The organism is Streptomyces sp. NPDC043176, assembly GCF_056436715.1.
The window spans coordinates 21,181-45,718 of the sequence record NZ_JBWKCA010000003.1 but is presented as its reverse complement, the minus strand read 5'-3'; the positions used below and the strand labels follow the sequence as shown (position 1 = coordinate 45,718).

The window sequence follows — 24,538 nt, the reverse complement described above, 5'->3', positions numbered from 1 at the left end:
GCGCCGGCGCGGCCCGGAGAGCCCCGAGAACGCGGTGTCGTCTCAACAGCGGAACAAGTCGTATACGCGGAGGTCTGAACGCGTTTCCCCTCCGTCGGCCTGATGCCGACGGGGCGTCAGCGCATCGGTGGGGCGGGAGTGCCGGGCACGGAACCGCGTCGACCCACGCGCTCTACGCGCGTAGGGGCTACAGTGCGGAAATGACGAGCCAGACTCCCAACGTCCCCACCGCGGACCAGATCCGCCGTGCCCCGAAGGTGTTGCTCCACGACCACCTCGACGGCGGACTGCGCCCCGGCACGATCATCGAACTCGCCCGTGAGCAGGGTTACGAGCGGCTCCCCGAGACGGAGCCCGACAAGCTCGGCATCTGGTTCCGCGAGGCGGCCGACTCCGGCTCCCTGGAGCGGTACCTGGAGACCTTCGCGCACACCTGCGCCGTCATGCAGACCAGGGAGGCCCTCGTCCGCGTGGCCCGCGAGTGCGCCGTCGACCTCGCCGAGGACGGCGTCGTGTACGCGGAGGTGCGCTACGCCCCCGAGCAGCACCTGGAGCGCGGCCTGACCCTCGAAGAGGTCGTGGAGGCCGTCAACGAGGGCTTCAGGGAAGGCGAGCGGCAGGCCAGGGCCGACGGGCACCGCATCCGGATCGGCGCCCTGCTCACCGCCATGCGGCACGCGGCCCGCGCCCTGGAGATCGCCGAACTCGCCAACCGCTACCGCGACTCCGGCGTCGTCGGCTTCGACATCGCGGGCGCCGAGGCCGGCTACCCGCCCACCCGCCACCTCGACGCCTTCGAGTACCTCAAGCGGGAGAACAACCACTTCACGATTCACGCGGGCGAGGCCTTCGGGCTGCCCTCCATCTGGCAGGCCCTCCAGTGGTGCGGCGCCGACCGGCTCGGGCACGGCGTCCGGATCATCGACGACATCGAGGTCGCCGACGACGGCTCCGTCCGCCTGGGCCGCCTCGCCTCCTACGTCCGGGACAAGCGCATCCCGCTGGAGATGTGCCCCTCCTCCAACCTCCAGACCGGCGCGGCCGCCTCGTTCGCCGAGCACCCCATCGGACTGCTCCGCACCCTGCATTTCCGTGCCACGGTCAACACGGACAACCGGTTGATGAGCGGTACGACCATGAGTCGTGAATTCGAGCTGCTGATCGAGGCATTCGATTACACGCTCGACGACATGCAGTGGTTCACGGTCAATGCGATGAAATCAGCGTTCATTCCTTTCGATGAACGCCTGGCCATGATCAATGAGGTCATCAAGCCCGGATATGCCGAGCTGAAGTCCGAATGGCTGTTCCAGCAGACCGCTGCGACCAGCGGATCTTCCTCCTCGGCGGGCTGAGGACCACCCCGGCCGGGGACGGTGGGCGGCCGGGTCGGCGTGACACCCGGCCGCTTTCCGGTGTTTGCGGAGGGCTCGATCGCTGGTTAGGTTGCAGAGCCGCTCTGCATTCCCAGGATTTCCCCGCCCGGCTTTCCTCGAAGCCCCCGGATTCCCCAAGGAAGATTTTCAGATGAAGCAGTCTGCCGCCAAGAAGCTCGGTGTCGCCGCTCTCGGTGCCGCTTTCGCCGCTGCCGCCGCCGGCACGGCCTCCGCCGCGCCGTCCCTGCCGCTCGACGCCGACGCCCTGGGCACGGTGACCAAGACCCTGCCGGTGGGCGAGGGCCTCACCGAGCTCCCCGACGGCGCCGCCGAGTCCCTCGGTGCCGGGCAGGGCGCCCTCGGCCAGGGCCTGGACCAGGGTGTGAAGACCCTCCCGGCCGCCGCCGGCCAGGCCACCCAGAACGCTCCGCTCGGTGCCGCGACCGGCGCCCTCGGCTCCACCCCGCTCGGCGGCCTCCTCGGCGGCCTGCCGCTGGGCGCCACGGGCCTCCCGCTCGGCTGACATCCGCCGCACACGCCGAAGGGGCGCGCACCCGGGAATCCGGGCACGCGCCCCTTCGGCGTGCGGGACGGCCAAGGGCCGAGCGGCTACCAGGCCGCGGTCGCCCTCTTCTCGGAGGGCAGGAAGATCCAGAGCGCCAGGTACAGCAGGAACTGCGGGCCGGGCAGCAGGCACGAGACCAGGAAGATCAGACGCATCGTCCACGCGGAGGTGCCGAAGCGCCGTGCCAGCGCCGCGCACACTCCGCCGATCACGCGTCCGTCACGGGGGCGGATGACTGCGGCCATGGTGGGCTCCTTCGGAGTCGGTCCGGGAGCCGCTCCGTCGGGCTCCCGATGACTCCATGCTGCCTCCGTGAGGTGCCCCGGAGCGTCGGTCTACCGGGCGATCGGAACCCTGGGAATCGTCGGGGTCGAACCCTGAGCCGACTCGTTCCGCAGGAGGGGGGAACCCCTACCCGGCCCGCCGGACCCGCCGTCCCCGGGCGAGAGCCGCGGCCCCGTCTCCGACCTGCGGCGCAGCCAGCCGCGGCCGACCGGGACGAACAGGAGGTGGGCGAGCGCGACGCCCGCCGTGTTCAGCAGCACCGAGTCCACGTCGACGACCTGACCCGGCACGGCGGTCTGCAGCAGCTCCACGGCCAGCGACACCAGCGCGCCCGCGGCGGTCGTCCGGGCGAGGGAGGCCCACCGGGAGACGTCGAGCCGCCCGTCGGCCATCGGGAGCAGCACCCCGAGCGGGGCCAGGAGCAGCAGCCCCTCGCCGATCAGCCGGGCGGCCTCGGTGGCGCCGAGCGCCAGATCGGCCCGCAGGCCGTGCAGCGGGATCGTGTTCGGCGCGGTCACCCAGGCCACGTCCCGTGGGCGCAGACTGACCCACGCGACGAGCAGCAGATGTGCGAGGAGGAGTACGAACCCCACCACGCGGACGACCACGGCGGCACCACCGCCCGAACCTTGACGCTGCACGCCCCTCAAGACGCCCCTTGCGGCGGAATCGGTTCCGCCCTTTGTCGGCGGGACCTCGTCGTGGGCCCGGGCGGGGTCAGCCGGCGGAAGCGGTCGGGACCGGGGCCGTCGGCGGGGCGGACTCGGGGCGTTCGCGCAGCTCGGTCGAGCAGCGGTACCGCTTGGGCGGGTAGGAGCCCGGCCCGCCGAGCAGGACGGTGTGGTCGCCCGCGCCCGCGGAGCTCGCCGCGAAGGTGCAGACGATCTGCGACAGGGCGGTCGGCGCCAGGTCCTCCGGCTGCCGGCTCAGCCGCAGCGTGCCCGCCGCGTCGCCCGGGTGCCCGCCGGTGACCACCAGCGGACTGCGCACGGCGGTCGTGAAGCCGGCCTCGCGCTCGGCGTCCGACGGCTCGGCGAGCAGCTGCGCGAGCAGCCCCGCGGCCGTACGCACCGGGTCGCCGCCCGCCTTCTCCTCCGGCAGCGGCGACCGGCGGTCCACCGGGTCGAGCTGCGAACCGCAGACCAGGTACACCCGGACCGGCAGGCCCTGCGCCGTCGTCGCCGAAGCGGACTCGTCGGTCACGCTGCACGGGACCCGGGAGGGGGCCGCGCCCGCGTCGACCGGCACGGACGTGGTCCTGATGCCGCAGCCGGTGACGAACACCGTCAGTGTGGCCGCGAGCAGGGCGCCCGCTCCCGTCGTACGCCCGAAAGTGCGGCGCCTCACGCTTCCTCCACCTCGCCCTGGCTGCTGCGGGTCTGCACCTCGCGGGTGATCCCCGAGGCGTCGAGGGGCAGGCGCAGCACGAACACCGCGCCGTCCACCGCCCCGTCCTCGCCGACCGAGTTGGAGGCCGTGATCGATCCGCCGTGGATCAGCGCGTTCTCCCTGGCGATCGACAGGCCGAGACCGCTGCCCTCGGACCGCGGCCGGGAGGCGCTCGCCTTGTAGAAGCGGTCGAAGACGTGCGGCAGCACCTCCTCGGGGATGCCCGGGCCGTGGTCGCGCACCGCGATGACCAGCTCCTCGTCCTCCGTGCGCACGGAGACCCGGACCGGCGAACCGCCGTGCTTCAGCGCGTTGCCGATCAGGTTCGCGAGGATCACGTCGAGGCGACGCGGGTCGAGCGGCGCCACGATCCCGCGCTCGGCGTCGAGGTCCACCGCGTCCAGCCAGGCCCGCGCGTCGATGCAGGCGGTGATCTGGTCGGCGATGTCCACGTCGTCGAGGACGAGCCGGGCGGTGCCCGCGTCGAAGCGGGTCACCTCCATCAGGTTCTCCACCAGGTCGTTCAGGCGCCGCGTCTCGCTCACCACCAGCGCCACCGCCGGCGCGATCATCGGGTCCAGGGTGTCCTGCTCGTCCTCCAGGACCTCGGTGACGGCCGTCAGCGCGGTCAGCGGGGTGCGCAGCTCGTGCGACATGTCGGCGACGAACCGCCGGCTGGACTCCTCCCGCGCGCTCATGTCCGCGACCTTCTTCTGCAGGGACTCGGCCGCGCTGTTGAACGTACGGGAGAGATCGGCCAGTTCGTCCGCCCCGCTGACCCGCAGCCGGGTGTCGAGCTTGCCCTCGCCGAGCTGCCGGGCCGCCTCGCCGAGGCGGTGCACCGGGCGCAGCACGGTCGTCGCCGCGACCTGCGCGAGCAGCACCGAGCCGACGACCGCGAGCGCGGTCGCGATCCCCAGCGACCAGGCGAGCGAGTTCAGGTCGGCCTTCTCCGCGGCCAGCGACTTGAACATGTAGCCGGCCGGTCCGCCGCCGTCGATGCGCGTCCCGCCCACCAGGTACGGCGTCCCGCCCCGCTCCGTACGCTGCCAGAACAGGTGGTACTTGTACGGGTTGGCGTCCGTCACCGGCCGTTCGGTGTCCACCGCGTCCCGCAGCGAGCGCGGCACGTCGGCGAGGGTGAAGTCGTCGGGGTCGGACGCGCCGACGATCGGCTTGCCCGCGTCCCGCTCGCCGAGCAGCAGCACCTGGTAGTCGGCGGCCCCGCCGCTCGCCATCTGCTCGGCGGTCCGCCGCAGGTCTTCCTGGGTGGGCCGGAGCGGCAGCGTGGCGGCCCGGTTCTGCATCTCCTGCCGGAAGTCGTTGAGCGCCCCGTCCTGGGTGCGCGTCAGCACGGCCTCGCGGTTGAGCCAGTACGCGATGCCGGAGGCGGCGACGGCCGCGGTGAGCGCGACCAGGGCGAAGACGACGACGAGCCGCAGCCGCAGGCTGGAGAGCCGCAGCCGCGCGAGGATCCCCTTGCTCACGCAGGAACGTCCAGCCGGTAGCCGACACCCCGCACGGTACGGATGAGCGTCGGCGACGACGGCACGTCCTCCACCTTGGCGCGCAGCCGCTGCACACAGGCGTCGACGAGCCGCGAGTCGCCCAGGTAGTCGTGCTCCCACACGAGACGCAGCAACTGCTGCCGGGACAGCGCCTGTCCGGGCCGCCGGCTCAGCTCCAGGAGCAGCCGCAGCTCGGTCGGGGTGAGCTGGAGGTCCTCGCCGTTCTTCGTGACGGTCATCGCGGACCGGTCGATGACGAGGGACCCGTAGGTCGCGGAGTCCGTCGACTCCCGCTCGCCGCGACGCAGTACGGCCCGGATGCGGGCGTCCAGGACCCGGCCCTGCACCGGCTTCACGACGTAGTCGTCGGCACCGGACTCCAGGCCCACGACCACGTCGATGTCGTCGCTCCGCGCGGTCAGCAGGATGATCGGCAGCTGGTCGGTGCGGCGGATCCGCCGACAGACCTCGAAGCCGTCGATGCCGGGCAGCATGACGTCGAGCACGACCAGGTCCGGCCGCTGCTCGCGCAGCAGCTGGAGACCGTCCTCGCCCGTCGCGGCGGTGGCCACCCGGTGGCCCTGCCGGGACAGGGAGAGTTCGAGGGCCGTGCGGATGGCGTCGTCGTCCTCGATCAGCAACAGAAAAGGCACGCCGTCATTCTGTCGCATTCGGCCGTCCGAGTTCGACCGCTCGCCGACTCGCTTCTGTTCCGCCCCCTGTGACACGGCTGTGACAGTCGGCGGACAACGCCATGAAGTCCCGAGGGCAAGCTTCTCGGCACACGGACCGAAACACACTCCAACCGACGGGGGGCGCAAGATGAACGCACTGCACAGCACCACCTCAAGCGCAGTTGTCACGCGTCTCCACGACGTCGTGCGGAGCACCGAGAAGTCCGGCGCTGTCACGAACGGGCGGGGGTGCGTTCGTAGCGTCGGGCGTCAGCGCAAGGCGCCCTACATGGTCGCCGTCGCTGACGGGGGAGCGGCGTACGGGGAGGTCACGGGGGAACGCACGAGCTGCTCGGAAGCCGAGTTCACGGCTTACGTGCAGGAGCGTCGTGCCTCCCTGTACGCCACCGCCTACCACCTCACCGGTGACCGTTTCGAGGCCGAGGACCTGCTCCAGAGCGCGCTGTTCTCCACGTACCGCGCCTGGGACCGGATCAGCGACAAGGCCGCCGTCGGCGGATACCTCCGTCGCACCATGACGAACCTGCACATCAGCGCCTGGCGGCGGCGCAAGCTCAACGAGTACCCGACCGAGGAGCTGCCCGAGACGGTCGGCGAGACGGACGCGATGCGCGGCACCGAGCTGCGCGCCGTCCTGTGGCAGGCGCTCGCCCGCCTGCCCGAACTCCAGCGCACCATGCTCGTGCTGCGCTACTACGAGGGCCGCACCGATCCCGAGATCGCGGAGATCCTCGACATCAGCGTCGGCACGGTCAAGTCGAGCATCTGGCGCTCCCTGCGCCGGCTGCGCGAGGACGAGGTCCTCAGCTTCGGCCGTGACGAGGAGGAGTCCTTCGGCGAGCTGGTGGCCTGAAGGCAGGGGGGACGACCCCCGGGGGCCCACGGGGGAACGGGGCTTTCGGGGTACGGGGGGAACACGGGGGGACCGTACGGGGGTACGGGGAAAGCGAAGCGGGTCGTACGAGTCCGGGGGGTCTCGTACGACCCGCTTCGTCGTGCGCCCGGCAAGATCCGAAAGAGACGGCCTAGCGCGGGGTGGGGGTGCGGTGGCGGCCGGCCGCGGCGGCGGCGAGGCGGCCGAGGGCCTCGGGCTTGGCGCAGGGGTGGGCGCCGAGTGAGGCCTGGCGGGCGACGATGGCGCGCTCGGCGCGCATCAGGCGCCAGCCGCGGCGGAGGAGGAACGGCACCGACTTGCGGCCCTCGCGGAGGTCGCGGGCGAGGCGACGGCGGAAGGTCGTCGAGGGCCGGCCCCGCAGGCAGAGCGCGTCGGCGAGGACGTCGAGCTCGCGGCAGCGGGAGACGATCTCGGCCGCGAAGATGCCCTCCGCCACGAAGAGCGGGGTCCGCTCGATGTCGAGCGGCTCGCGGCCGACGCGGGAGCTGGTCGAGATGTCGTACACGGGGACGTCGGTCCGTCCGGTGCGGCACAGCTCGACGATGGCGGCGACGGCCGCGTCCGCGTCCCAGGACCGGGGGGAGTCCCAGTCGATGTCCGCGCTGCCGTCGACGAGCGGGAGCGTCGGGTCGTCCGCCTCCTTGTAGAAGTCGTCGAGGCGCAGGACCGGAAGGCCGGTGACGGCGGCGAGGGACGACTTGCCGGAGCCGGAGGGGCCCGCGAGCAGGACGACACGGGTCGGGATCGGTTGGGAACTCACGGGACACCAGTGTGAAGCATTCCCCCGTGCAGGGGACCCCCGAGGAAGGCCGTTGGTATCGAGCATCACACCTCGACTACTGTCGGTGGCCGCCCGGTCACCCCACGGAAGGATCATGATGGCGCGTCACGCAGCACCCCGGACCCCCCGTCGCAGCGCCCTGCTCAAGGTCGGTCTCACGGTCACGGCGGCGGGCGCGGCCCTGGCCGGCGCGGGCTCGGCGGCCCAGGCCGCCGCACCGGTGCCGCTGCCCGTCGACTCGCTGGCCAGGACGGACGCCGCCGCGGCCGGGGCGGGCGCGCTGGGCGGCGTCACCCACGGTCTGGGACCGCTCACCCGCCTCCAGCTCGACCCGCTGGCCAACACCGGCGTCGACCCGCTCGACAACGGGCTCGGCACCCAGGTCGCCGACTTCAAGCCGGTCGGCACCCACCTCGTCACCGACCACCTCACGAAGGGCGGAGCGGTGGCCGACCTGCCGGTGGCCGGTCCTCTGACGCAGGGGCTCCTTCCGTAACGGGCGCCGCTTCCGTCGCGGCCCCCAGCGGCACCTCCCGTACGAGCCAGGACGCGGCGAAGGCCAGGGCGGCGAGCACGGCGGTGCCCAGGAGCACGCCGTGCAGCCCGCTCGTCACCGCGGTCCGCAGACCGTCCCGTACCGCCTGCGGGAGGTGTTCCGCCTGCTCGGGGGTCAGGCGCGTGTCGGTGCCGGCGAGGCGGGCGGAGAAGACCGCGCCGAGGACGGCGACGCCGAGGGAGCCGCCGAGCGTCCGGACCAGGGTCACGGTGCCGCTCGCCGCGCCCATGTCGCGCGGCCCCGCCCCGTACAGCGTGATCAGCATCGTGGACTGCATGAGCAGGCCCATGCCGGCGCCGAGCACCACGGGCAGCGCGGAGGCCACGGCGACGGGGGTGTCGGTGCCGAGCAGGAGCAGCAGCAGCGCTCCCGTGGTCATCAGCGCGCCCCCGAGGATCGGGTGGAGCCGGTAACGGCCGGTGCGGGCGATGATCCGGCCCGAGGCGAGCTGGGCGCCGACCATGCCGAGCATCAGCGGCAGCAGGAGCAGGCCGCCGGCCGTGGAGGACCGGCCGCGGACGAACTGCAGGTACTGCGGCAGGTAGTTCATCGCGGCGAGCATGCCCGCGCCGACCAGGAAGCTCAGGAGCTGGGCGAGCGCGAAGTTCCGGCTGCGGAACAGGCGGGGAGGGACGACGGGTTCGTCGGCGCGCCGCTCGACCCGGACGAACCAGCCGAGGGAGACCGCCGCGAGCGCGCCGAGGCCGAGGATCCGCGGCGAGGTCCAGGCGTGGCCGGTGCCGGCCCAGGTCGCGAGCAGGGTGAGGGCGAGGACCCCGGTGGTGAGGAGCAGCGCGCCGCGCCAGTCGACGCGCGCCCGGACGCGCGGGGTCTCGACGCGCAGGGCGAACGAGACGATCAGCAGGGCGGCGACGCCGACGGGGACGTTGACGTAGAAGGCCCAGCGCCAGCTCAGGTGGTCGGTGAGGGCGCCGCCGACGAGGGGCCCGCCGGCGAAGGCGACCGGCAGCATGGCGCCGGTGACCGCCTGCACCCGGGGGCTGTCCTCGGGGGAGACCAGGGTGCCGATGAGGGCGAAGGCGCCGACCATCAGGCCGCCGGCGCCGACGCCCTGGAGGGCGCGGAAGGCGATCAGCTGGTCCATGGTCTGGGCGAGGCCGGAGAGGACGGAGCCGGCGAGGAAGACGGCGACGGCCGCGAGGTAACTCCCCTTGCGTCCGCGGAGGTCGCCGATCTTGCCCCAGAGGGGGGTGGTGACGGCGGCGGTGAGGAGGTAGCCGGTGACGACCCACGACAGGCGGTCGAGGCCGCCGAGTTCGCCGGCCACGGTGGGGAGGGCGGTGCCGACGACGGTGCCGTCGAGGGCGCCGAGGACGATGCCGAGCATCAGTCCGGAGATTCCCAGGTAGGGGAGGCGGGTCCGGTGGACGCCCGTCATGGTCAGGCTCCGTAGGGCGTCTTGGTGCGGCCCTCGCGCAGGACCTGGGCCCACCAGGCGAGTCGGTCGAGCATCGCCTTGGCCGCGGTGTCGGCGGCCGGGTCGACGGCGCGGCCCTCGGCGTCGAACTGTCCCCAGACGCCCTGGAGTCCGACCGCCTCGCGGATGGTGACGGCGTGCAGTTCGGCGAAGACCCCCCGCAGGTGCTCGACGGCGCGCAGGCCGGCGGAGAAGCCGCCGTAGGCCACGAAGGCGACGGGCTTGGCGTGCCACTCGCGGTTGTGCCAGTCGATCGCGTTCTTGAGGGACGCCGGGTAGCTGTGGTTGTACTCGGGCGTCACGACGACGAAGGCGTCGGCGGCGGCGATGCGCGGGGACACGGCGGCGAGCAGGTCCACGTCCTCGGCGCGGGCCGGGGCCTGGCCGAGCTGCGGGAAGACGGTGGGCAGCGGGGTCTCGGCGAGGTCGATGAGGTCGGTGGTCATGTCGGGGTGGTCGGTGGCGTGGGCGTCGATCCAGCGGGCGACGGTGGGGCCGAGGCGGCCGTCGCGGGTGGAGCCCTGGATGACGGCGATGCGGAGCGGAGCGCTCATGGTTCCCCCTGGAAACAGTGACGTGTACGGCGTACGCCGAGATGTGTACAACGTACACGTCGATGTGTACGGCGTCCACAAGGCATACGCTGTACGCGACACGAGGAGGCCGGAGTGGCGAAGAAGGACGAGACGGACCCCGTCTCGCTGTGGGAGCGGCTGGAACGGCCCGCGACGGCACCCAGGGCGTCCCTCACCCCCGGCAGGATCGCCGACGCCGCGATCGCCGTCGCGGACCGCGACGGCTTCGCCGCCGTGACCATGCGCAAGGTCGCCACCGAACTGGGCGTCGCGCCCATGGCCGCGTACCGGCACGTCGACGGCAAGGACGAGCTGTGGGCGCTCATGATCGACCGGGTGTCCGGCGAGCTGGAGCCCCCGGGCGAGCCCTCCGGCTGGCGCGAGACGCTCCGCGCCTACGCCCTGCGCACCCGGGAGACCATGCTGCGCCACCCGTGGCTCGCCCACATGCCGGCGCCGCTCTTCGCGCTCACCCCGAACCGCATGGCGGCGGCCGAGCGCCAGCTGGCCTCGCTCGACGGGCTCGGGCTCGACGTCGACACGATGATGGCCGTGTTCCGCGCGGTCAGCTCCTACGTCCACGGCGCCACGCAGTCGGAGGCCGCCCTCCGCCAGTACATGGCCGACCAGGGCTGGGAGAGCGCCGACGAGACCCGGCGCGGCCTCGCCCCGCAGATGTCCTACCTCATGGACACCGGCCGCTACCCGACCTACCGGCGCTACACCCGGGGGGCCGCGCGCAAGGACGACGCGGCCTGGCAGTTCGAGACGGGTCTCGACTGCGTCCTCGACGGCGTGGCCGGCCTCGTGGAGCGCGGCGGGGCATGAGAACGGCCCCCGGGTGCGCACACCCGGGGGCCGTCCGTCGGCACTTCGCCGGTCCTCCGTCGGCACTTCGCCGGTCCTCCGCCGGTACTTCGGCGGTCCTCCGGCGGTGCTTCGCCGGTACTTCGGCGGTCCTAGTACGCGGAGCCGCTCGCGCCCAGCGAACCCGTGGGGTGCCAGACCGTCTTGGTCTCCAGGAAGGCGGTCATGCGGTCCGTGCCGGGGGCCTCGGAGAAGTCCTCGGCACGGGGGCGCAGCACGCGCTTCAGGTTGTCCGCCGCGGCGATCTCCAGGTCCCGGGCCAGATCGGCGCCGGCGCCCGTCAGGTCGATCGCGTTGACGTCCTGGTGGGCCGCGAGGTGCGGGCCCATCTCGGAGGCCTTGCCGGAGAGGATGTTGACCACGCCGCCCGGCAGGTCGGAGGTGGCCAGGACCTCGCCCAGGGAGAGGGCGGGCAGCGGGGACTTCTCGCTGGCGACGACCACCGCCGTGTTGCCCGTCGCGATCACCGGGGCGATCACCGAGACCAGGCCCAGGAAGGACGAGTCCTGCGGGGCCACGACCGTGACGACACCGGTCGGCTCGGGCGAGGAGAGGTTGAAGTACGGGCCGGCGACCGGGTTGGCGCCGCCGACGACCTGGGCGATCTTGTCGGTCCAGCCCGCGTACCAGACCCAGCGGTCGATGGCCGCCTCGACGACCACGGCCGCCTTCGACTTCGACAGGCCCTCCGCGTCCGCGACCTCGTGCACGAACTGGCCCTTGCGGCCCTCCAGCATCTCCGCGACGCGGTAGAGGATCTGGCCGCGGTTGTACGCGGTCGCGCCCGCCCAGCCGCCGAAGGCCTTGCGGGCGGCGACGACCGCGTCACGGGCGTCCTTGCGGGAGGAGAGCGGCGCGTTCGCCAGCCACTTGCCCTTCGAGTCCGTCACCTCGTACACCCGGCCGCTCTCGGAGCGGGGGAACTTGCCCCCGACGTACAGCTTGTAGGTCTTGAAGACGCTCAGCCGCGTCGCCGACTCAGACATCGAGGTAGGCCTCCAGACCGTGACGGCCGCCCTCGCGGCCGAAGCCCGACTCCTTGTAGCCGCCGAACGGCGAGGTCGGGTCGAACTTGTTGAACGTGTTGGCCCAGACGACACCGGCCCGGAGCTTGGACGCGACCGCCAGGATGCGCGAGCCCTTCTCCGTCCAGATGCCGGCGGACAGGCCGTACTGGCTGTTGTTCGCCTTCGCGACCGCCTCGTCGGGGGTGCGGAAGGACAGCACCGACAGGACGGGGCCGAAGATCTCGTCGCGGGCGATCCGGTGCGCCTGCGTGACGTTCGTGAAGAGCGTCGGGGCGAACCAGTAGCCGGCCGACGGGATCTCGCAGGAGGCGGTCCAGCGCTCGGCGCCCTCCGCCTCGCCCTGGTCCACCAGCGCGGTGATGCGGGCCAGCTGCTCCGAGGAGTTGATGGCGCCGATGTCGGTGTTCTTGTCGAGCGGGTCGCCGAGGCGCAGCGTGTTCAGGCGGCGCTTGAGCGAGTCGAGCAGCTCGTCCTGGACCGACTCCTGCACCAGCAGGCGCGAGCCCGCGCAGCAGACCTGGCCCTGGTTGAAGAAGATGCCGTTGACGATGCCCTCGACGGCCTGGTCGATGGGGGCGTCGTCGAAGACGATGTTGGCGCCCTTGCCGCCCAGCTCCAGGGTCACCTTCTTGTCGGTGCCGGCGACGGAGCGCGCGATGGCCTTGCCGACGGCGGTCGAACCGGTGAAGGCGACCTTGTTCACGTCCGGGTGCCCGACGAGCGCGGCGCCCGTCTCCCCGTAACCGGGAAGGATGTTGACGACGCCCTTCGGCAGACCGGCCTGACGGCAGATGTCGGCGAAGAACAGGGCGGAGAGCGGGGTCGTCTCGGCCGGCTTCAGGACGACCGTGTTGCCGGTCGCCAGCGCCGGGGCGATCTTCCACGCCAGCATGAGCAGCGGGAAGTTCCACGGGATGACCTGGCCGGCCACGCCGAGCGGGCGGGGGTTCGCGCCGTAGCCCGCGTGGTCGAGCTTGTCGGCCCAGCCCGCGTAGTAGAAGAAGTGCGCGGCGACCAGGGGGAGGTCCGCGTCGCGGGTCTCCTTGATCGGCTTGCCGTTGTCCAGGGTCTCCAGGACGGCCAGCTCGCGGCTGCGCTCCTGGATGATCCGGGCGATCCGGAAGAGGTACTTGGCGCGCTCGGAGCCGGGCAGCGCCGACCACTTCTCGAACGCCTTGCGGGCCGCCCTCACCGCGCGGTCCACGTCCTCGGCGCCCGCCTGGGCGACCTCGGAGAGGACCTCCTCGGTGGACGGGGAGACGGTCTTGAAGACCTTGCCGTCGGCCGCCTCGACGAACTCGCCGTCGATGAAGAGGCCGTACGAGGGGGCGATGTCGACGACGGACCGGGACTCGGGCGCCGGTGCGTACTCGAATGCAGATGCCATGTTGATCAGTCCACCGTCACGTAATCGGGGCCGGAGTAACGGCCGGTCGCCAGCTTCTGGCGCTGCATCAGCAGGTCGTTGAGCAGGCTGGAGGCGCCGAAGCGGAACCAGTGGTTGTCCAGCCAGTCCTCACCCACGGTCTCGTTGACGAGAACCAGGAACTTGATGGCTTCCTTGGTGTTGCGGATGCCGCCGGCCGGCTTCACGCCGATCTGCACGCCGGTCTGGGCGCGGAAGTCGCGCACGGCCTCCAGCATGAGGAGGGTGTTGGCGGGGGTGGCGTTGACCGCGACCTTGCCGGTCGAGGTCTTGATGAAGTCCGCGCCGGCCATCATGCCGAGCCAGGAGGCGCGGCGGATGTTGTCGTACGTGGAGAGCTCGCCGGTCTCGAAGATCACCTTGAGGCGCGCGCGGTCGCCGCACTCCGCCTTGATCGCGGCGATCTCCTCGTACACCTTCAGGTAGTGGCCGGCGAGGAAGGCGCCACGGTCGATGACCATGTCGATCTCGTCGGCGCCCGCGGCGATCGCGTCGGCGGTGTCGGCGAGCTTCACGGGGAGCGCGGCGCGGCCGGCCGGGAACGCGGTGGCGACCGAGGCGACCTTGACACCGGTGCCGGCGACGGCGGCCTTGGCGGTGGCCACCATGTCCGGGTAGACGCAGACGGCGGCGGTCGTCGGGGTCGTGCGGTCGGTCGGATCGGGGTTGACGGCCTTGGCGGCGAGCGCCCGGACCTTGCCCGGGGTGTCCGCGCCTTCGAGCGTCGTCAGGTCGATCATGGAGATGGCCAGGTCGATGGCGTACGCCTTGGCCGTGGTCTTGATCGAGCGGGTGCCGAGGGACGCGGCGCGCGCCTCCAGGCCGACGGCGTCGACGCCGGGCAGCCCGTGGAGGAAGCGGCGCAGCGCACCGTCGGACGCGGTCACGTCGGCGAATGCGGATGCTGCGGATGCAGTGGTGGGCATGGTCACCAGTCGAGCATATCTACGCGCGTAGCGACCTGTACAGGGGAGCCCCTTCGGGGAGCGCGAGGTCACAGGGGGTCCGGCGGCGTGGTGACTCCTGTCACGCGGCCGTGACACGGAGCGGACGCCTCCCCCATACAAGATCAATAGATTCTTGTCAGCAGCCAGCCGGACCTCACCGGAAACAGTCGGAAGAGAAAAAGCGGCATGCGACTCTCCTTCCCGCCTACCTGAATCCCAGGAGTCGTTATGCGCACCGCCCTTCGCACCGCCGTCGCCACCGCCCTCGTCGCGGGCATCGTGGTCGGCACCCCCGCTCTCACCGCGGGCGCCGCCTTCGCCGCCGACGGCCCGGTGGCCGTCAAGGCCGGCGAAGCCGCGACGGCCCCGGCCCCGACTGCTTCCGCCGAGACCCCGGCCGCGTCCACGCCGGCCAAGCCGGCCGCCCCGGCCGCCGCCGCGAGCACGGCGCCCGCCCGCACCGGCGAGGGCTGGATCGAGAACTGGAAGGCCAAGCCGGGCGAGACCTTCGTCCGGGACCAGGTCCTGGTGACCGGCTCCGTCGCGAAGATCGTCAAGGCCGGCGCGGGCCACTACCGCGCGTACCTGTACAAGGAGGAGCAGATCGTCGGCACCCTCGACGCCGACGGCCGCGCCGCCGTCGGCAACGACAACGGCGAGTTCCTCGTCCTCAACCCGGACGGCACCACCTACAACTGGGTCGGCAACTACATCCACGGCGCCCGGCCCGGCGTCTACGTCCTCGCCGGCGGCACCCGGGTGGAGCTCACCCGGAAGGACGGCCGGTACGGCATCCGGTACCTGCGCCAGGGTCACGAGGACGTGGCGTTCACCTACCTGAGCGGGGCCCGCCAGGTCTTCAACGACAACGGCGCCGTCGTCGTCCTGGAGCACGACGGCGGGTTCGCCGCCTACGTCTCCGGCGTGGCGAAGCAGGCCGCTCCGCGTCTGGTCAGCCGCGACGAGCAGTGCACCGCCGTGCTCGAGATCGGCATCGGCGCGGGCACCGGGGCGAAGCTGACCATGACCCCGAAGGGGCCGACGGCCACGTTCCACGACGCGGGCACCGGCAAGAAGGTCTTCACCACGCTCGACCGCAACCACCCCTCGCTGCCCCAGAGCGCCGGCATCGTCGCCCGGATCGAGAACCCGTTCAGCGCCACGCCGTCGCTGTACACCAAGGTCGAGGGCGGTGCCAGCGCCAAGGGCGGCACCCACGCCTTCCCGCACATGCCCAAGGGCTGCAAGCTCGACCCGGTCGAGGGCGGCACCTCGACGGGCAACGCCGGAAACACCGGCAGCACCGGCAACACGGGCAACACCGGTACCGCTCCCCAGACGGGCCAGACCGCCGTCGTCCCCAAGGGCGGTGTCGCCGCCGGCGCCGACCTCGGCGCCGAGGGTGACAGCACCGCGCTGATCGCCGCCGGTGCGGGGGCCGCCTCGCTCGCCGCCGCCGGCCTGGGCTTCGTGGTCCTGCGCCGCCGCGCCGGCTCCCGCGTCTGAGCGGTTCCGCTCTCCGCCTGCCCGCCCTCGGGGCCGGGCAGGAGCAGTCCACCCCTGGCCGGTCGCCGCCCCCGCGCGGCGGCCGGCCGCACCCCGTCCCGTCCGGAGACCTCCCGTGAACAGCCGCCCCGCCCGTGTCCGTACCGCTTCCGTCCTGCTCGTGGCCGCGCTGGCCGTACTCACCGGATGCTCCGCGGGAGAGACGTCCGGGCCCGCGACTCCGCCCGCCCATGTCGCCGAGGCCACCGCGCCCGCGCCGACGAAGAGCGTCGCGCCCGTCCGCCCGCTGGGCCGCTCGCTGCCCGTCCGGGTCCGGGTGCCCGCCGCCGGGGTCGACACCGGGGCCACTGGCTCCGTCCTCTCCCTGGGGCTGAACGCGGACGGGTCCGTGGAGGTGCCGTCGGTGGAGGAGGCGGGGCGCATCGGCTGGTACGAGAAGGGCGTGACGCCCGGGGAGACCGGGCCCGCCGTGCTCATCGGGCACTTCGACACGGCCCGCGGCCCCGCCGTCCTGAAGGACGTCTCGCGCGTCCGGGTCGGCGACGAGATCACCGTGGACCGCGCGGACGGAAAGGTCGCGGTGTTCCGGGTCGGGGAACTGGAGCAGGTCGACAAGGACGCCTTCCCGACGGCCAAGGTCTACGGGAACACCACGCGCCCCGAACTGCGGATCATCACCTGTGGCGGCGAACTCGTCGACGGCCACCGGCCCGACAACATCATCCTGTACGCGGACCTGGTGGCCACGCGGGCCGCCTGAGCCACCGGCCGGCCCGCTGAGGCACAATCGGCGGCATGACGACCCCCGAGCCGACCCCCGAGCCGAGTCACGAGCCCAGCCGCGAGTCGACCCCCGCACAGCCGTCCGCCGGGAAGCCGGCCGCCGACCGTGTCTTCCGTTCGCCCCTCGGGATCGCGAGCGGGGTGTTCCTGCTGCTCCTCGCCGGCATGTTCGCGGTCGACGCGATCATCCGCGGCGAGGGCGGGACGCCGTGGGTCGCCCTGGCCTGCCTCCTCCTCGCCGTCCCGCTGATCGTCGCCTTCACGATCCGCCCCGCGGTGTACGCGAACGAGGACCGGCTCCGGATCCGCAATCCCTTCCGGTCGATCACGCTGCCCTGGGCCTCGGTCGCCGACGTCCGCGCCGGCTACTCCAGCGAGGTCTTCACCCAGGACGGCGCGAAGTACCAGCTGTGGGCCGTCCCCGTCTCGCTGCGCCAGCGGAAGCGGGCGGCCCGCCGCGCCGCCCGCGCCTCCCAGGACGATCCGCACGGCCGCACCTCCGTCACCGCCGACGTACGCGACTCCGCCTCGCGGATCGCGGTCGGCGACCAGACCGTCGCCGACCTCCGCGAGCTCGCCGAGGCCCGCGCCGCGAGCCCGGGCGCCCAGGGCGAGCCGCAGGTGCGCTGGGCGTACGAGATCGTCGGCCCCGCCGTGGCCGGACTCCTCCTGCTCGTGATCCTGCTGGCGGTCGGCTGGTGATCTGGTTCGGAGATCCTCGACCGGATCTGCCGCTACTGCTCACGCGTCTCCGAACCGGATCACCAGGAACCGACCGGCCGGCGCCGCCGGACGCCGAGGGGCCGACACGCCCCGGACGCCGAGGAGCGGACGCGCTCCGGGCGCCGAGGGGCGGACGCGCCGACACGTCGATACGCCGGAGGGCCGGTACGGAAGCGGTTCCGTACCGGCCCTCCGGCGTGTCCTACAGCCCGGCGGCGGCGGAGAGGTCCCGCTTCACGGCGGCGAGGACGCCGGCTCCGGTGGCGCGGGCCGCGGCCAGTCCGCTCGCGTCGGCGACCGGGACGACGACCTCCAGGTAGCACTTGAGCTTGGGCTCGGTGCCGCTCGGGCGGACGATGACCCGGGCCTTGTAGTCGCCCTCCAGGTGGTAGCGGAGGCCGTCCGTCGGGGGCAGCGACTCGGTGCCCTTCGTCAGGTCCTCGGCCGAGACGACCGTGAGCCCCGCGAGCGAGACCGGCGGCCGCTCGCGCAGCGCGGCCATCGCGTTCGCGATGATCCCCAGGTCCTCGACCCGCACCGAAAGCTGGTCCGTGGCGTGCAGCCCGTGCTCCACCGCCAGGTCGTCGAGGAGGTCGGTGAGCGTACGGCCCTGCTCCTTGAGCACCGAGGCCAGCTCGGTGATCAGCAGCGCCGCCGTGATGCCGTCCTTGTCGCGGACGCCCTCGGGGTCGACGCAGTAGCCGAGCGCCTCCTCGTAGCCGTACCGCAGTCCCTCGACGCGCGCGATCCACTTGAAGCCGGTCAGCGTCTCCTCGTGGCCCACGCCCGCGGCCTCCGCGATCCGGCCGAGCAGCGAGGACGACACGATCGACTCGGCGAAGACGCCCGTCGCGCCCTTGCGGACGAGGTGCGCGGCGAGCAGCGCGCCGACCTCGTCGCCGCGCAGCATCCGCCAGCCGCCGTCGACGGACACGTCCGGCACGGCCACCGCGCAGCGGTCGGCGTCCGGGTCGTTGGCGATGACGAGGTCGGGGCCCACGGCCCGGGCCGCCTCGAAGGCGAGGTCCATGGCACCCGGCTCCTCCGGGTTCGGGAAGGCGACCGTGGGGAACGCCGGGTCCGGGTCGGCCTGCTCGGCGACCAGCGCCGGCGGCAGGAAGCCCGCCCGGGCGAACGCGGCCGTCAGGACCTCCTTGCCGACGCCGTGCATGGCCGTGTAGACCGTCCGCGCGGTCCTGGGGGAGCCGGGCGTCAGGACCGCGTCCGTACGCTCCAGGTACGCCTCCAGGACCTCGTCACCGAGGGTCTCCCAGCCGCTCTCCGGACGCGGCACGTCGTGCAGCGAGCGCACCGCGGCGATCTCGGCGGCGATCTCCGCGTCGGCGGGGGGCACGATCTGCGAGCCGTCGCCCAGGTAGACCTTGTAGCCGTTGTCCCGCGGCGGGTTGTGGCTCGCGGTCACCTCGACGCCGGCCACGGCGCCCAGATGCCTTATGGCGTATGCCAGGACGGGCGTCGGCAGGGGCCGCGGGAGGACCGCCGCGCGCAGCCCCGCGCCGGTCATCACGGCGGCGGTGTCCCGGGCGAAGTCGGCCGACTTGTAGCGGGCGTCGTAGCCGATGACGACGAGGCCGCCCTCCTGGCCCTTCGCCCGGAGGTACGCGGCCAGCCCCGCGGCCGCGCGGATGACCACCGAGCGGTTCATCCGCATGGGCCCGGCGCCGATCTCCCCGCGCAGGCCGGCGGTGCCGAACTGGAGGGTGCCGCTGAACCGGGCGGCGAGCTCGTCGCTCGCACCGGCGTCGATGAGGGCGGCGAGCTCCTCGCGCGTCTCACTGTCGGGGTCCTCGGCGAGCCAGGCCTTGGCCCGGGTGAGGAGGTCGTCCTGCGTCACGGTGTGCCTTTCGGGAGGTGCGGGCGGGGTGCCGGGTCGGTGCGGGCCGGCGGGGTGCGGGCGTGGGCCGCTGCGCGGAGCCTTTCCCCACCCCGGCCCTTCCCGTAACCGGGGGCGGGCCCGGACCCCCGTACGGCCCGCGGCCGTGGCCTCGGACACGGGGCGGGGCCGGACGGCGCCCGAGGGGCGGGACCGCGGCCCGTCGGCGGCCGAGGCGCGGGAGCCCTGGCCGCTGCCCGGGGAGGGGCGGGGGACGGTCCCCCGGCGGCCGGCGGCCGCCGCGGCGCCCCGAAGCCCGCCCGGCCCGCGGGGGCCGGGCGGTGCGGGGGCGCACGAGGGAATCAGATCCGGTCGAGGACCCGGGTGAGGAGCTCGCCCATCCGGGCGGCCGAGTCGCGACCCGCCTGGAGGACCTCCTCGTGGTTCAGCGGCTCGCCCGAGAGCCCCGCCGCCAGGTTGGTGACGAGGGAGATGCCGAGGACCTCGGCGCCGGCCTCGCGGGCCGCGATGGCCTCGAGGACCGTGGACATGCCGACGAGGTCGCCGCCCATGACGCGGACCATGTTGATCTCGGCCGGGGTCTCGTAGTGCGGGCCGGGGAACTGGACGTACACGCCCTCTTCGAGGGTCTCGTCGACCTCCTTGCACAGCGCGCGCAGGCGCGGCGAGTAGAGGTCGGTGAGGTCGACGAAGTTCGCGCCCACGATGGGGGAGGCGGCCGTCAGGTTGAGGTGGTCGCTGATCAGGACCGGCTGGCCGGGGCGCATGCCCTCGCGGAGGCCGCCGCAGCCGTTGGTCAGGATGATCGTCTTGCAGCCGGCGGCGACGGCGGTGCGGACGCCGTGGGCGACGGAGGCGACGCCCCGGCCCTCGTAGAAGTGGGTGCGGCCCAGGAAGACCAGCGCGCGCTTGGCGCCGATCTTGTACGAGCGGACCTTGCCGCCGTGTCCTTCGACGGCCGGCGGCGGGAAGCCGGGGAGTTCGGTGACCGGGAACTCGGTCTCGGGGGCTCCGAGGGCGTCGACGGCGGGTGCCCAGCCCGAGCCCATGACGAGGGCGACGTCGTGGTCCTCGACTCCGGTCAGCTCGCGAAGTCGTGCGGCAGCGGCCTCGGCGGCCTCGTACGGGGTGGCAGTTGCGTTCACTGACTCTCTCGCCTCGGGGAGGGGAGTCCGAGGGGGGCCCCGGACGGATTTGGTACGCGAAGAAGCGTAGCCGGAGAATTCCTACGCGCGTAGATGACGATGCTGACGGACATGCGATCGTTGTCTTGTCGTTTCCGACGAACGGAAGGTTCCGCTCTTCCGGGCGGATCAACAGGGACGCTTGCGCAACTCCATCACGTAGTCGTGCGGCGCGCCCGCCGACTCGGCCGCGTCCGCGACCTCGCCCAGGTACCGCGCGGACGGCAGCCCGCCCTCGTACGCGTTGAGCACGTACACCCAGGCCGGCTCCTCGCCGTCGAGCGTGTGCACCCGCACCCGCATCCGCCGGTAGATGTCGAGGCCCACGCCCTCCCAGCGGTCCATGGAGTCCTCGTCCATCGGCGCGATGTCGTACAGCGCCACGAAGACCTGGGAGCGGGGGGCCTCCACGATGGTGGCCAGCGCGCCCTCCCAGCCCATCTGCTCACCGCCGAAGGTGAGCCGCCAGCCGTTCAGCCAGCCGGTGCCGCGCAGCGGGGAGTGCGGTGCGCGGCGGCTCATCAGCCGGGCGTCGAGGTTGCCGGCGAACGCGGCGTAGAGCGACATGGCACCGAGGGTACGGGAGCGGGCGGGGTCTCCGGCGAACTCCGAGGTGGCGGGCGCACGGAGGCCCCGCGACACCCCTACGGTGCCCCGACGTGAGCCGGCGCGGGGCGTGCGGGAGAATGGGGTACGCACTTGAAGCGTGCGGGACAATGGTGTACGCACTGCACCCCAGCGGGGGGATCCCCCCGGCAGAACGAGAGCGCGAGGCGTAGATCCCAGTGACCCGGATCGTGATCATCGGCGGCGGACCCGGCGGATACGAGGCGGCCCTGGTGGGCGCCCAACTCGGCGCGGAGGTGACCGTCGTCGACTGCGACGGCCTCGGCGGCGCGTCCGTCCTGACCGACTGCGTCCCCTCCAAGACCCTGATCGCCACCGCCGAGGTGATGACCACCTTCGACTCCTCGTACGAGGAGCTGGGCATCATCGTCGCGGACGACACCCCGCACGTGGAGCAGGCCGCCCGCGTCGTCGGCGTGGACCTCGGCAAGGTCAACCGACGGGTGAAGCGCCTCGCGCTCGCCCAGTCGCACGACATCACCGCCTCCGTCACCCGGGCCGGCGCCCGGGTGCTGCGCGGCCGCGGCCGGCTCTCCGGGCGGCAGGCCGTGGACGGTTCCCGCCAGGTGATCGTCACCGCGGCCGACGGCACGGAGGAGACGCTCACCGCGGACGCCGTGCTGATCGCGACCGGCGCCCACCCGCGCGAGGTGCCCGACGCCAAGCCGGACGGCGAGCGCATCCTGAACTGGACGCAGGTCTACGACCTGAAGGAGCTCCCCGAGGAGCTCATCGTGGTCGGCTCCGGCGTCACCGGCGCCGAGTTCGCCGGCGCCTACCAGGCGCTCGGCTCCCGGGTCACCCTCGTCTCCTCCCGCGACCGGGTGCTGCCGGGCGAGGACCCGGACGCGGCGGCCGTCCTGGAGGACGTGTTCCGGCGCCGCGGCATGAACGTCATGGCCCGCTCCCGCGCCGAGTCCGCCAAGCGGGTCGGCGACCGGGTCGAGGTCACCCTCTCGGACGGCCGGGTCATCTCCGGCACCCACTGCCTGATGGCGGTCGGCGCGATCCCGAACTCGGCCGGAATGGGCCTGGAGGAGGCCGGGGTGAGGGTGAAGGACTCCGGTCACATCTGGACCGACCGGGTCTCCCGCACCAGCGCCCCCGGCGTGTACGCGGCCGGCGACGTCACCGGCGTCTTCGCGCTGGCCTCGGTCGCCGCCATGCAGGGTCGCATCGCGATGTACCACTTCCTCGGCGACGCGGTGGCCCCGCTGAACCTGAAGACGGTCTCGTCGAACGTCTTCACCGACCCCGAGATCGCCACCGTCGGCTACACCCAGGCCGACGTGGACGCGGGCAAGATCGACGCCAAGGTCGTCAAGCTGCCGCTGCTGCGCAACCCCCGCGCGAAGATGCAGGGCATCCGGGACGGCTTCGTCAAGATCTTCTGCCGCCCGGGCACCGGCATCGTGGTCGGCGGCTGTGTCGTCGCCCCGAAGGCGAGCGAGCTGATTCACCCGATCTCGATCGCGGTCGACAACAATCTGACGGTCGAACAGATCGCAAATGCTTTCACCGTGTACCCCTCCCTGTCGGGCTCGATCGCTGAAGTGGCACGGCAGTTGCACACCCGAAAGGCGGCGGGCGAGGCGTAACACCCCCGCCCGGCCCCGCTCCCGCCTGCGGGAACGGTTCGCCGACTCGGACAACCCCCGGCAAGGCGGGGCATAGATCAAGCAACGACGGGGCCTCCCATACCACTTGGAGGTCCCGTCTGTGCGCATCTTCTGCAATTCGGCGCATAGTGCTGAAAACTATCCGCCGGTCACGTTACTGTCAGTTTCGTGTTCGCTGCAGAACGTCGCCAGTTGATCCTCGAAATGGTGCGAGCCAATGGGGCCGTGTCGCTCCGCGAGCTCGCCCGCGTCGTCCAGACCTCGGAAGTGACCGTACGGAGAGACGTACGGGCACTCGAGGCAGAAGGACTCCTCGACCGCCGCCACGGCGGTGCGGTGTTGCCGGGCGGATTCACGCGAGAATCCGGCTTCCCGCAGAAATCCCATCTCGCGACCGCGGAGAAGACGGCCATCGCCGACGTCGCCGCGAGCCTCGTCGAAGAAGGCGAGGCCATCGTCGTCGGCGCCGGGACGACCACGCAGGAGCTGGCCCGCCGGCTCGCCCGCGTGCCCGGTCTGACCGTGGTCACCAACTCCCTGCTCGTCGCCCAGGCCCTCGCCCACGCCAACCGGGTCGAGGTCGTCATGACCGGCGGCACCCTGCGAGGCTCCAACTACGCGCTGGTGGGCAGCGGGGCCGAGCAGTCCCTCCAGGGGCTGCGGGTCTCCCGGGCCTTCCTCTCCGGGAGCGGGCTCACCGCCGAGCGCGGCCTGTCCACGTCCAACATGCTCTCCGCGAGCGTGGACCGGGCGCTGGTGCAGGCGGCGGCGGAGGTCGTGGTCCTCGCCGACCACACCAAGCTCGGCTCCGACACCATGTTCCAGACGGTGCCGACGGACGTGATCACCCGCCTGGTGACCGACGAGCCCCCGGCCCACGACGACCGGGCCGCCACCGAGCTCCAGGCCCTCGCCGACCAGGGCGTGCAGATCGCCGTCGCCGGCACGGGTCAGAGCCAGGGCGGCGGCGACCAGCACCCCCCGGGCGCCCGGCCCCGCCGTGACATGCCCCTCCCGGTCCAGCGGGGCCGGATGGCAGCCGGACAGTACCGGGGGCCGGGCGGCGCGATGGCCGCGGAGACGATGGAGCGCACCGCGCGCGTCGCGGACATGCGCCGCCGCTGAGGCCCCGAGGGACCCTCCCCCAGGGGTCCCACGCCCTCGACCCTTCCTTCGGTCCCGGTCCCGGTGGCGTCGGCGCGCGCCGCTCGGTCCTGAGTCCCCGCGGCAACGGGTGCCGGCCGTCCGGCCGTGAGCCACACCCGCGGCAACCGGTGTCGGCCGTCCCGCCACGAGCCACACCCGCGGCGCAGGGTACGAGCCGTCCGGCCGTGAGCCACACCGCGTCGGCGCGAGCCGCTCAGTCCTTGAGTCCCCGCAGGGTCAGGGCGAGGAGACGGTCCGCGAGCAGGGCGTCCTCCGGGCACTGCTCCGCCGCCAGGGCGATCGCGTTGGTCAGCTGCATCAGGTCGCCGATGGACACGTCGGCGCGGACCTGCCCCGCCCCCTGGGCGCGTCCGAGCAGCCGCTCGCCCGCCGCGCGCAGCGGGTCACTGCACCGGGCGAGGGCCGAACTCCGGTCGTACGAGGCGGACATCAGCGCGTGCGCGAGCCCCCGGTACTCGACCGCGTGGGTGATCAGGGCCCGCAGCCACTCCACCAGCGCCCGGCACGGCGCGTCCGCCTCCGCCAGCTCCCGCGAGCGGTCGAGCAGTTCGGCCAGGGCCTCCTGGAAGACCGAGTTGAGGAGTTCGGCCCGGGTGGGGAAGTGGCGGTAGAGCGTGCCGATCCCGACGCCCGCGCGCCGCGCGATCTCCTCCAGGGGCGCGTCGGTGCCCTGGCGGGCGAAGGCGGCCCGGGCCTCGGTCAGCAGCCGCTCGTGGTTGCGGCGCGCGTCGGCTCGCATGGTG

25 protein-coding genes are annotated in these 24,538 nt (G+C 72.9%); 10 read left to right on the top strand and 15 right to left on the bottom strand.

The window, feature by feature from the left end; all coding sequences use genetic code 11:
- Window positions 1–200: 200 nt before the first annotated feature.
- Together AC067A_RS05150 and AC067A_RS05145 are read left to right on the top strand one after the other, a co-directional pair.
- Window positions 201–1,355, top strand: coding sequence for an adenosine deaminase (locus AC067A_RS05150; RefSeq protein ID WP_478614739.1), 1,155 nt, complete (start codon window positions 201–203; stop codon window positions 1,353–1,355).
- A 172-nt stretch (window positions 1,356–1,527) separates the two neighbouring features.
- Window positions 1,528–1,899: a hypothetical protein gene (locus AC067A_RS05145; RefSeq protein ID WP_478614738.1), complete on the top strand. Its 372-nt coding sequence runs from the start codon at window positions 1,528–1,530 to the stop codon at window positions 1,897–1,899.
- Window positions 1,900–1,985: 86 nt separating this feature from the next.
- On the opposite strand, the gene AC067A_RS05140 is transcribed toward AC067A_RS05145, so the two are convergent.
- The 5 genes from AC067A_RS05140 to afsQ1 form a co-directional block, all read right to left on the bottom strand.
- On the bottom strand, window positions 1,986–2,186 hold the full coding sequence (locus tag AC067A_RS05140) for a PspC domain-containing protein (protein WP_469754309.1): 201 nt from the start codon (window positions 2,184–2,186) through the stop codon (window positions 1,986–1,988).
- Between the two features lie 90 nt (window positions 2,187–2,276).
- Entirely contained in the window at window positions 2,277–2,867 is a 591-nt protein-coding gene (locus AC067A_RS05135) for a VanZ family protein (protein ID WP_478614734.1), read from the bottom strand.
- A gap of 76 nt (window positions 2,868–2,943) precedes the next feature.
- Complete coding sequence (locus tag AC067A_RS05130) at window positions 2,944–3,573, bottom strand: hypothetical protein (protein ID WP_478614732.1); 630 nt, start codon at window positions 3,571–3,573, stop codon at window positions 2,944–2,946.
- Window positions 3,570–5,102 carry an ATP-binding protein gene (locus AC067A_RS05125; protein WP_478614729.1) on the bottom strand — a complete coding sequence of 511 codons (1,533 nt, stop codon included), beginning with the start codon at window positions 5,100–5,102 and terminating at the stop codon, window positions 3,570–3,572. The genes AC067A_RS05130 and AC067A_RS05125 overlap by 4 nt, the downstream gene beginning before the upstream one ends.
- Complete coding sequence (gene afsQ1, locus AC067A_RS05120; RefSeq protein WP_017239746.1) at window positions 5,099–5,776, bottom strand: two-component system response regulator AfsQ1; 678 nt, start codon at window positions 5,774–5,776, stop codon at window positions 5,099–5,101. The genes AC067A_RS05125 and afsQ1 overlap by 4 nt, the downstream gene beginning before the upstream one ends.
- 169 nt (window positions 5,777–5,945) lie before the next feature.
- On the opposite strand from afsQ1, the gene AC067A_RS05115 reads away from it, so the two are divergent.
- Window positions 5,946–6,671, top strand: coding sequence for a SigE family RNA polymerase sigma factor (locus tag AC067A_RS05115; protein ID WP_478614727.1), 726 nt, complete (start codon window positions 5,946–5,948; stop codon window positions 6,669–6,671).
- 172 nt (window positions 6,672–6,843) lie between these two features.
- On the opposite strand, the gene AC067A_RS05110 is transcribed toward AC067A_RS05115, so the two are convergent.
- On the bottom strand, window positions 6,844–7,539 hold the full coding sequence (locus tag AC067A_RS05110) for a uridine kinase family protein (RefSeq protein WP_478614725.1): 696 nt from the start codon (window positions 7,537–7,539) through the stop codon (window positions 6,844–6,846).
- A gap of 52 nt (window positions 7,540–7,591) precedes the next feature.
- Here AC067A_RS05110 and AC067A_RS05105 point away from each other — a divergent pair, with 52 nt between their 5' ends.
- On the top strand, window positions 7,592–7,990 hold the full coding sequence (locus AC067A_RS05105; RefSeq protein WP_478615630.1) for a hypothetical protein: 399 nt from the start codon (window positions 7,592–7,594) through the stop codon (window positions 7,988–7,990).
- Here AC067A_RS05105 and AC067A_RS05100 read toward each other — a convergent pair.
- Window positions 7,923–9,449 carry an MDR family MFS transporter gene (locus AC067A_RS05100; protein WP_478614723.1) on the bottom strand — a complete coding sequence of 509 codons (1,527 nt, stop codon included), beginning with the start codon at window positions 9,447–9,449 and terminating at the stop codon, window positions 7,923–7,925. The two genes, AC067A_RS05105 and AC067A_RS05100, sit on opposite strands and share 68 nt — an antisense overlap.
- A 2-nt stretch (window positions 9,450–9,451) precedes the next feature.
- On the bottom strand, window positions 9,452–10,042 hold the full coding sequence (locus AC067A_RS05095; protein WP_478614721.1) for an NADPH-dependent FMN reductase: 591 nt from the start codon (window positions 10,040–10,042) through the stop codon (window positions 9,452–9,454).
- A gap of 114 nt (window positions 10,043–10,156) precedes the next feature.
- Between AC067A_RS05095 and AC067A_RS05090 the strand changes: the two genes are divergently transcribed.
- Window positions 10,157–10,891 (top strand): TetR/AcrR family transcriptional regulator, encoded by a 735-nt coding sequence (locus AC067A_RS05090; RefSeq protein WP_478614718.1) that lies wholly within the window; start codon window positions 10,157–10,159, stop codon window positions 10,889–10,891.
- A gap of 131 nt (window positions 10,892–11,022) precedes the next feature.
- Here AC067A_RS05090 and AC067A_RS05085 read toward each other — a convergent pair whose 3' ends face one another.
- From AC067A_RS05085 to deoC, 3 genes are read right to left on the bottom strand one after another with little or no spacing between them, the layout of a single operon-like run.
- A complete protein-coding gene (locus AC067A_RS05085) occupies window positions 11,023–11,916 on the bottom strand; it encodes an aldehyde dehydrogenase family protein (RefSeq protein ID WP_478614715.1) in 894 nt (297 codons plus the stop codon).
- Entirely contained in the window at window positions 11,909–13,345 is a 1,437-nt protein-coding gene (locus tag AC067A_RS05080) for an aldehyde dehydrogenase family protein (RefSeq protein ID WP_478614712.1), read from the bottom strand. The genes AC067A_RS05085 and AC067A_RS05080 overlap by 8 nt, the downstream gene beginning before the upstream one ends.
- Before the next feature lie 5 nt (window positions 13,346–13,350).
- Complete coding sequence (gene deoC / locus AC067A_RS05075) at window positions 13,351–14,310, bottom strand: deoxyribose-phosphate aldolase (protein ID WP_478614710.1); 960 nt, start codon at window positions 14,308–14,310, stop codon at window positions 13,351–13,353.
- Window positions 14,311–14,559: 249 nt separating this feature from the next.
- On the opposite strand from deoC, the gene AC067A_RS05070 reads away from it, so the two are divergent.
- The 3 genes from AC067A_RS05070 (at window position 14,560) to AC067A_RS05060 (ending at window position 17,322) form a co-directional block, all read left to right on the top strand.
- Window positions 14,560–15,837, top strand: a complete 1,278-nt coding sequence (locus tag AC067A_RS05070) for a hypothetical protein (protein WP_478614707.1) — start codon at window positions 14,560–14,562, stop codon at window positions 15,835–15,837.
- Window positions 15,838–15,952: 115 nt separating this feature from the next.
- A complete protein-coding gene (locus AC067A_RS05065; protein WP_478614704.1) occupies window positions 15,953–16,597 on the top strand; it encodes a class F sortase in 645 nt (214 codons plus the stop codon).
- 35 nt (window positions 16,598–16,632) lie between these two features.
- The gene (locus AC067A_RS05060) at window positions 16,633–17,322 is read left to right on the top strand and encodes a PH domain-containing protein (RefSeq protein WP_478614701.1); all 690 of its coding nucleotides are present in this window, start codon (window positions 16,633–16,635) and stop codon (window positions 17,320–17,322) included.
- 223 nt (window positions 17,323–17,545) lie between these two features.
- Here the strand turns inward: AC067A_RS05060 and AC067A_RS05055 are convergent, their stop codons facing one another.
- From AC067A_RS05055 to AC067A_RS05045, 3 genes are all read right to left on the bottom strand, one after another.
- Window positions 17,546–19,198: a phospho-sugar mutase gene (locus tag AC067A_RS05055; protein ID WP_478614698.1), complete on the bottom strand. Its 1,653-nt coding sequence runs from the start codon at window positions 19,196–19,198 to the stop codon at window positions 17,546–17,548.
- 341 nt (window positions 19,199–19,539) lie between these two features.
- Window positions 19,540–20,343, bottom strand: a complete 804-nt coding sequence (locus AC067A_RS05050; RefSeq protein ID WP_478614696.1) for a purine-nucleoside phosphorylase — start codon at window positions 20,341–20,343, stop codon at window positions 19,540–19,542.
- A gap of 168 nt (window positions 20,344–20,511) precedes the next feature.
- Entirely contained in the window at window positions 20,512–20,949 is a 438-nt protein-coding gene (locus AC067A_RS05045; RefSeq protein ID WP_017239758.1) for a gamma-glutamylcyclotransferase family protein, read from the bottom strand.
- 218 nt (window positions 20,950–21,167) lie between these two features.
- Here AC067A_RS05045 and AC067A_RS05040 point away from each other — a divergent pair, with 218 nt between their 5' ends.
- Window positions 21,168–22,607, top strand: coding sequence for an NAD(P)H-quinone dehydrogenase (locus AC067A_RS05040; protein WP_478614692.1), 1,440 nt, complete (start codon window positions 21,168–21,170; stop codon window positions 22,605–22,607).
- A 225-nt stretch (window positions 22,608–22,832) separates the two neighbouring features.
- Entirely contained in the window at window positions 22,833–23,753 is a 921-nt protein-coding gene (locus AC067A_RS05035) for a DeoR/GlpR family DNA-binding transcription regulator (RefSeq protein WP_478615628.1), read from the top strand.
- A gap of 235 nt (window positions 23,754–23,988) precedes the next feature.
- Here the strand turns inward: AC067A_RS05035 and AC067A_RS05030 are convergent, their stop codons facing one another.
- Entirely contained in the window at window positions 23,989–24,534 is a 546-nt protein-coding gene (locus AC067A_RS05030; RefSeq protein ID WP_478614689.1) for a TetR/AcrR family transcriptional regulator, read from the bottom strand.
- Window positions 24,535–24,538: the final 4 nt, after the last annotated feature.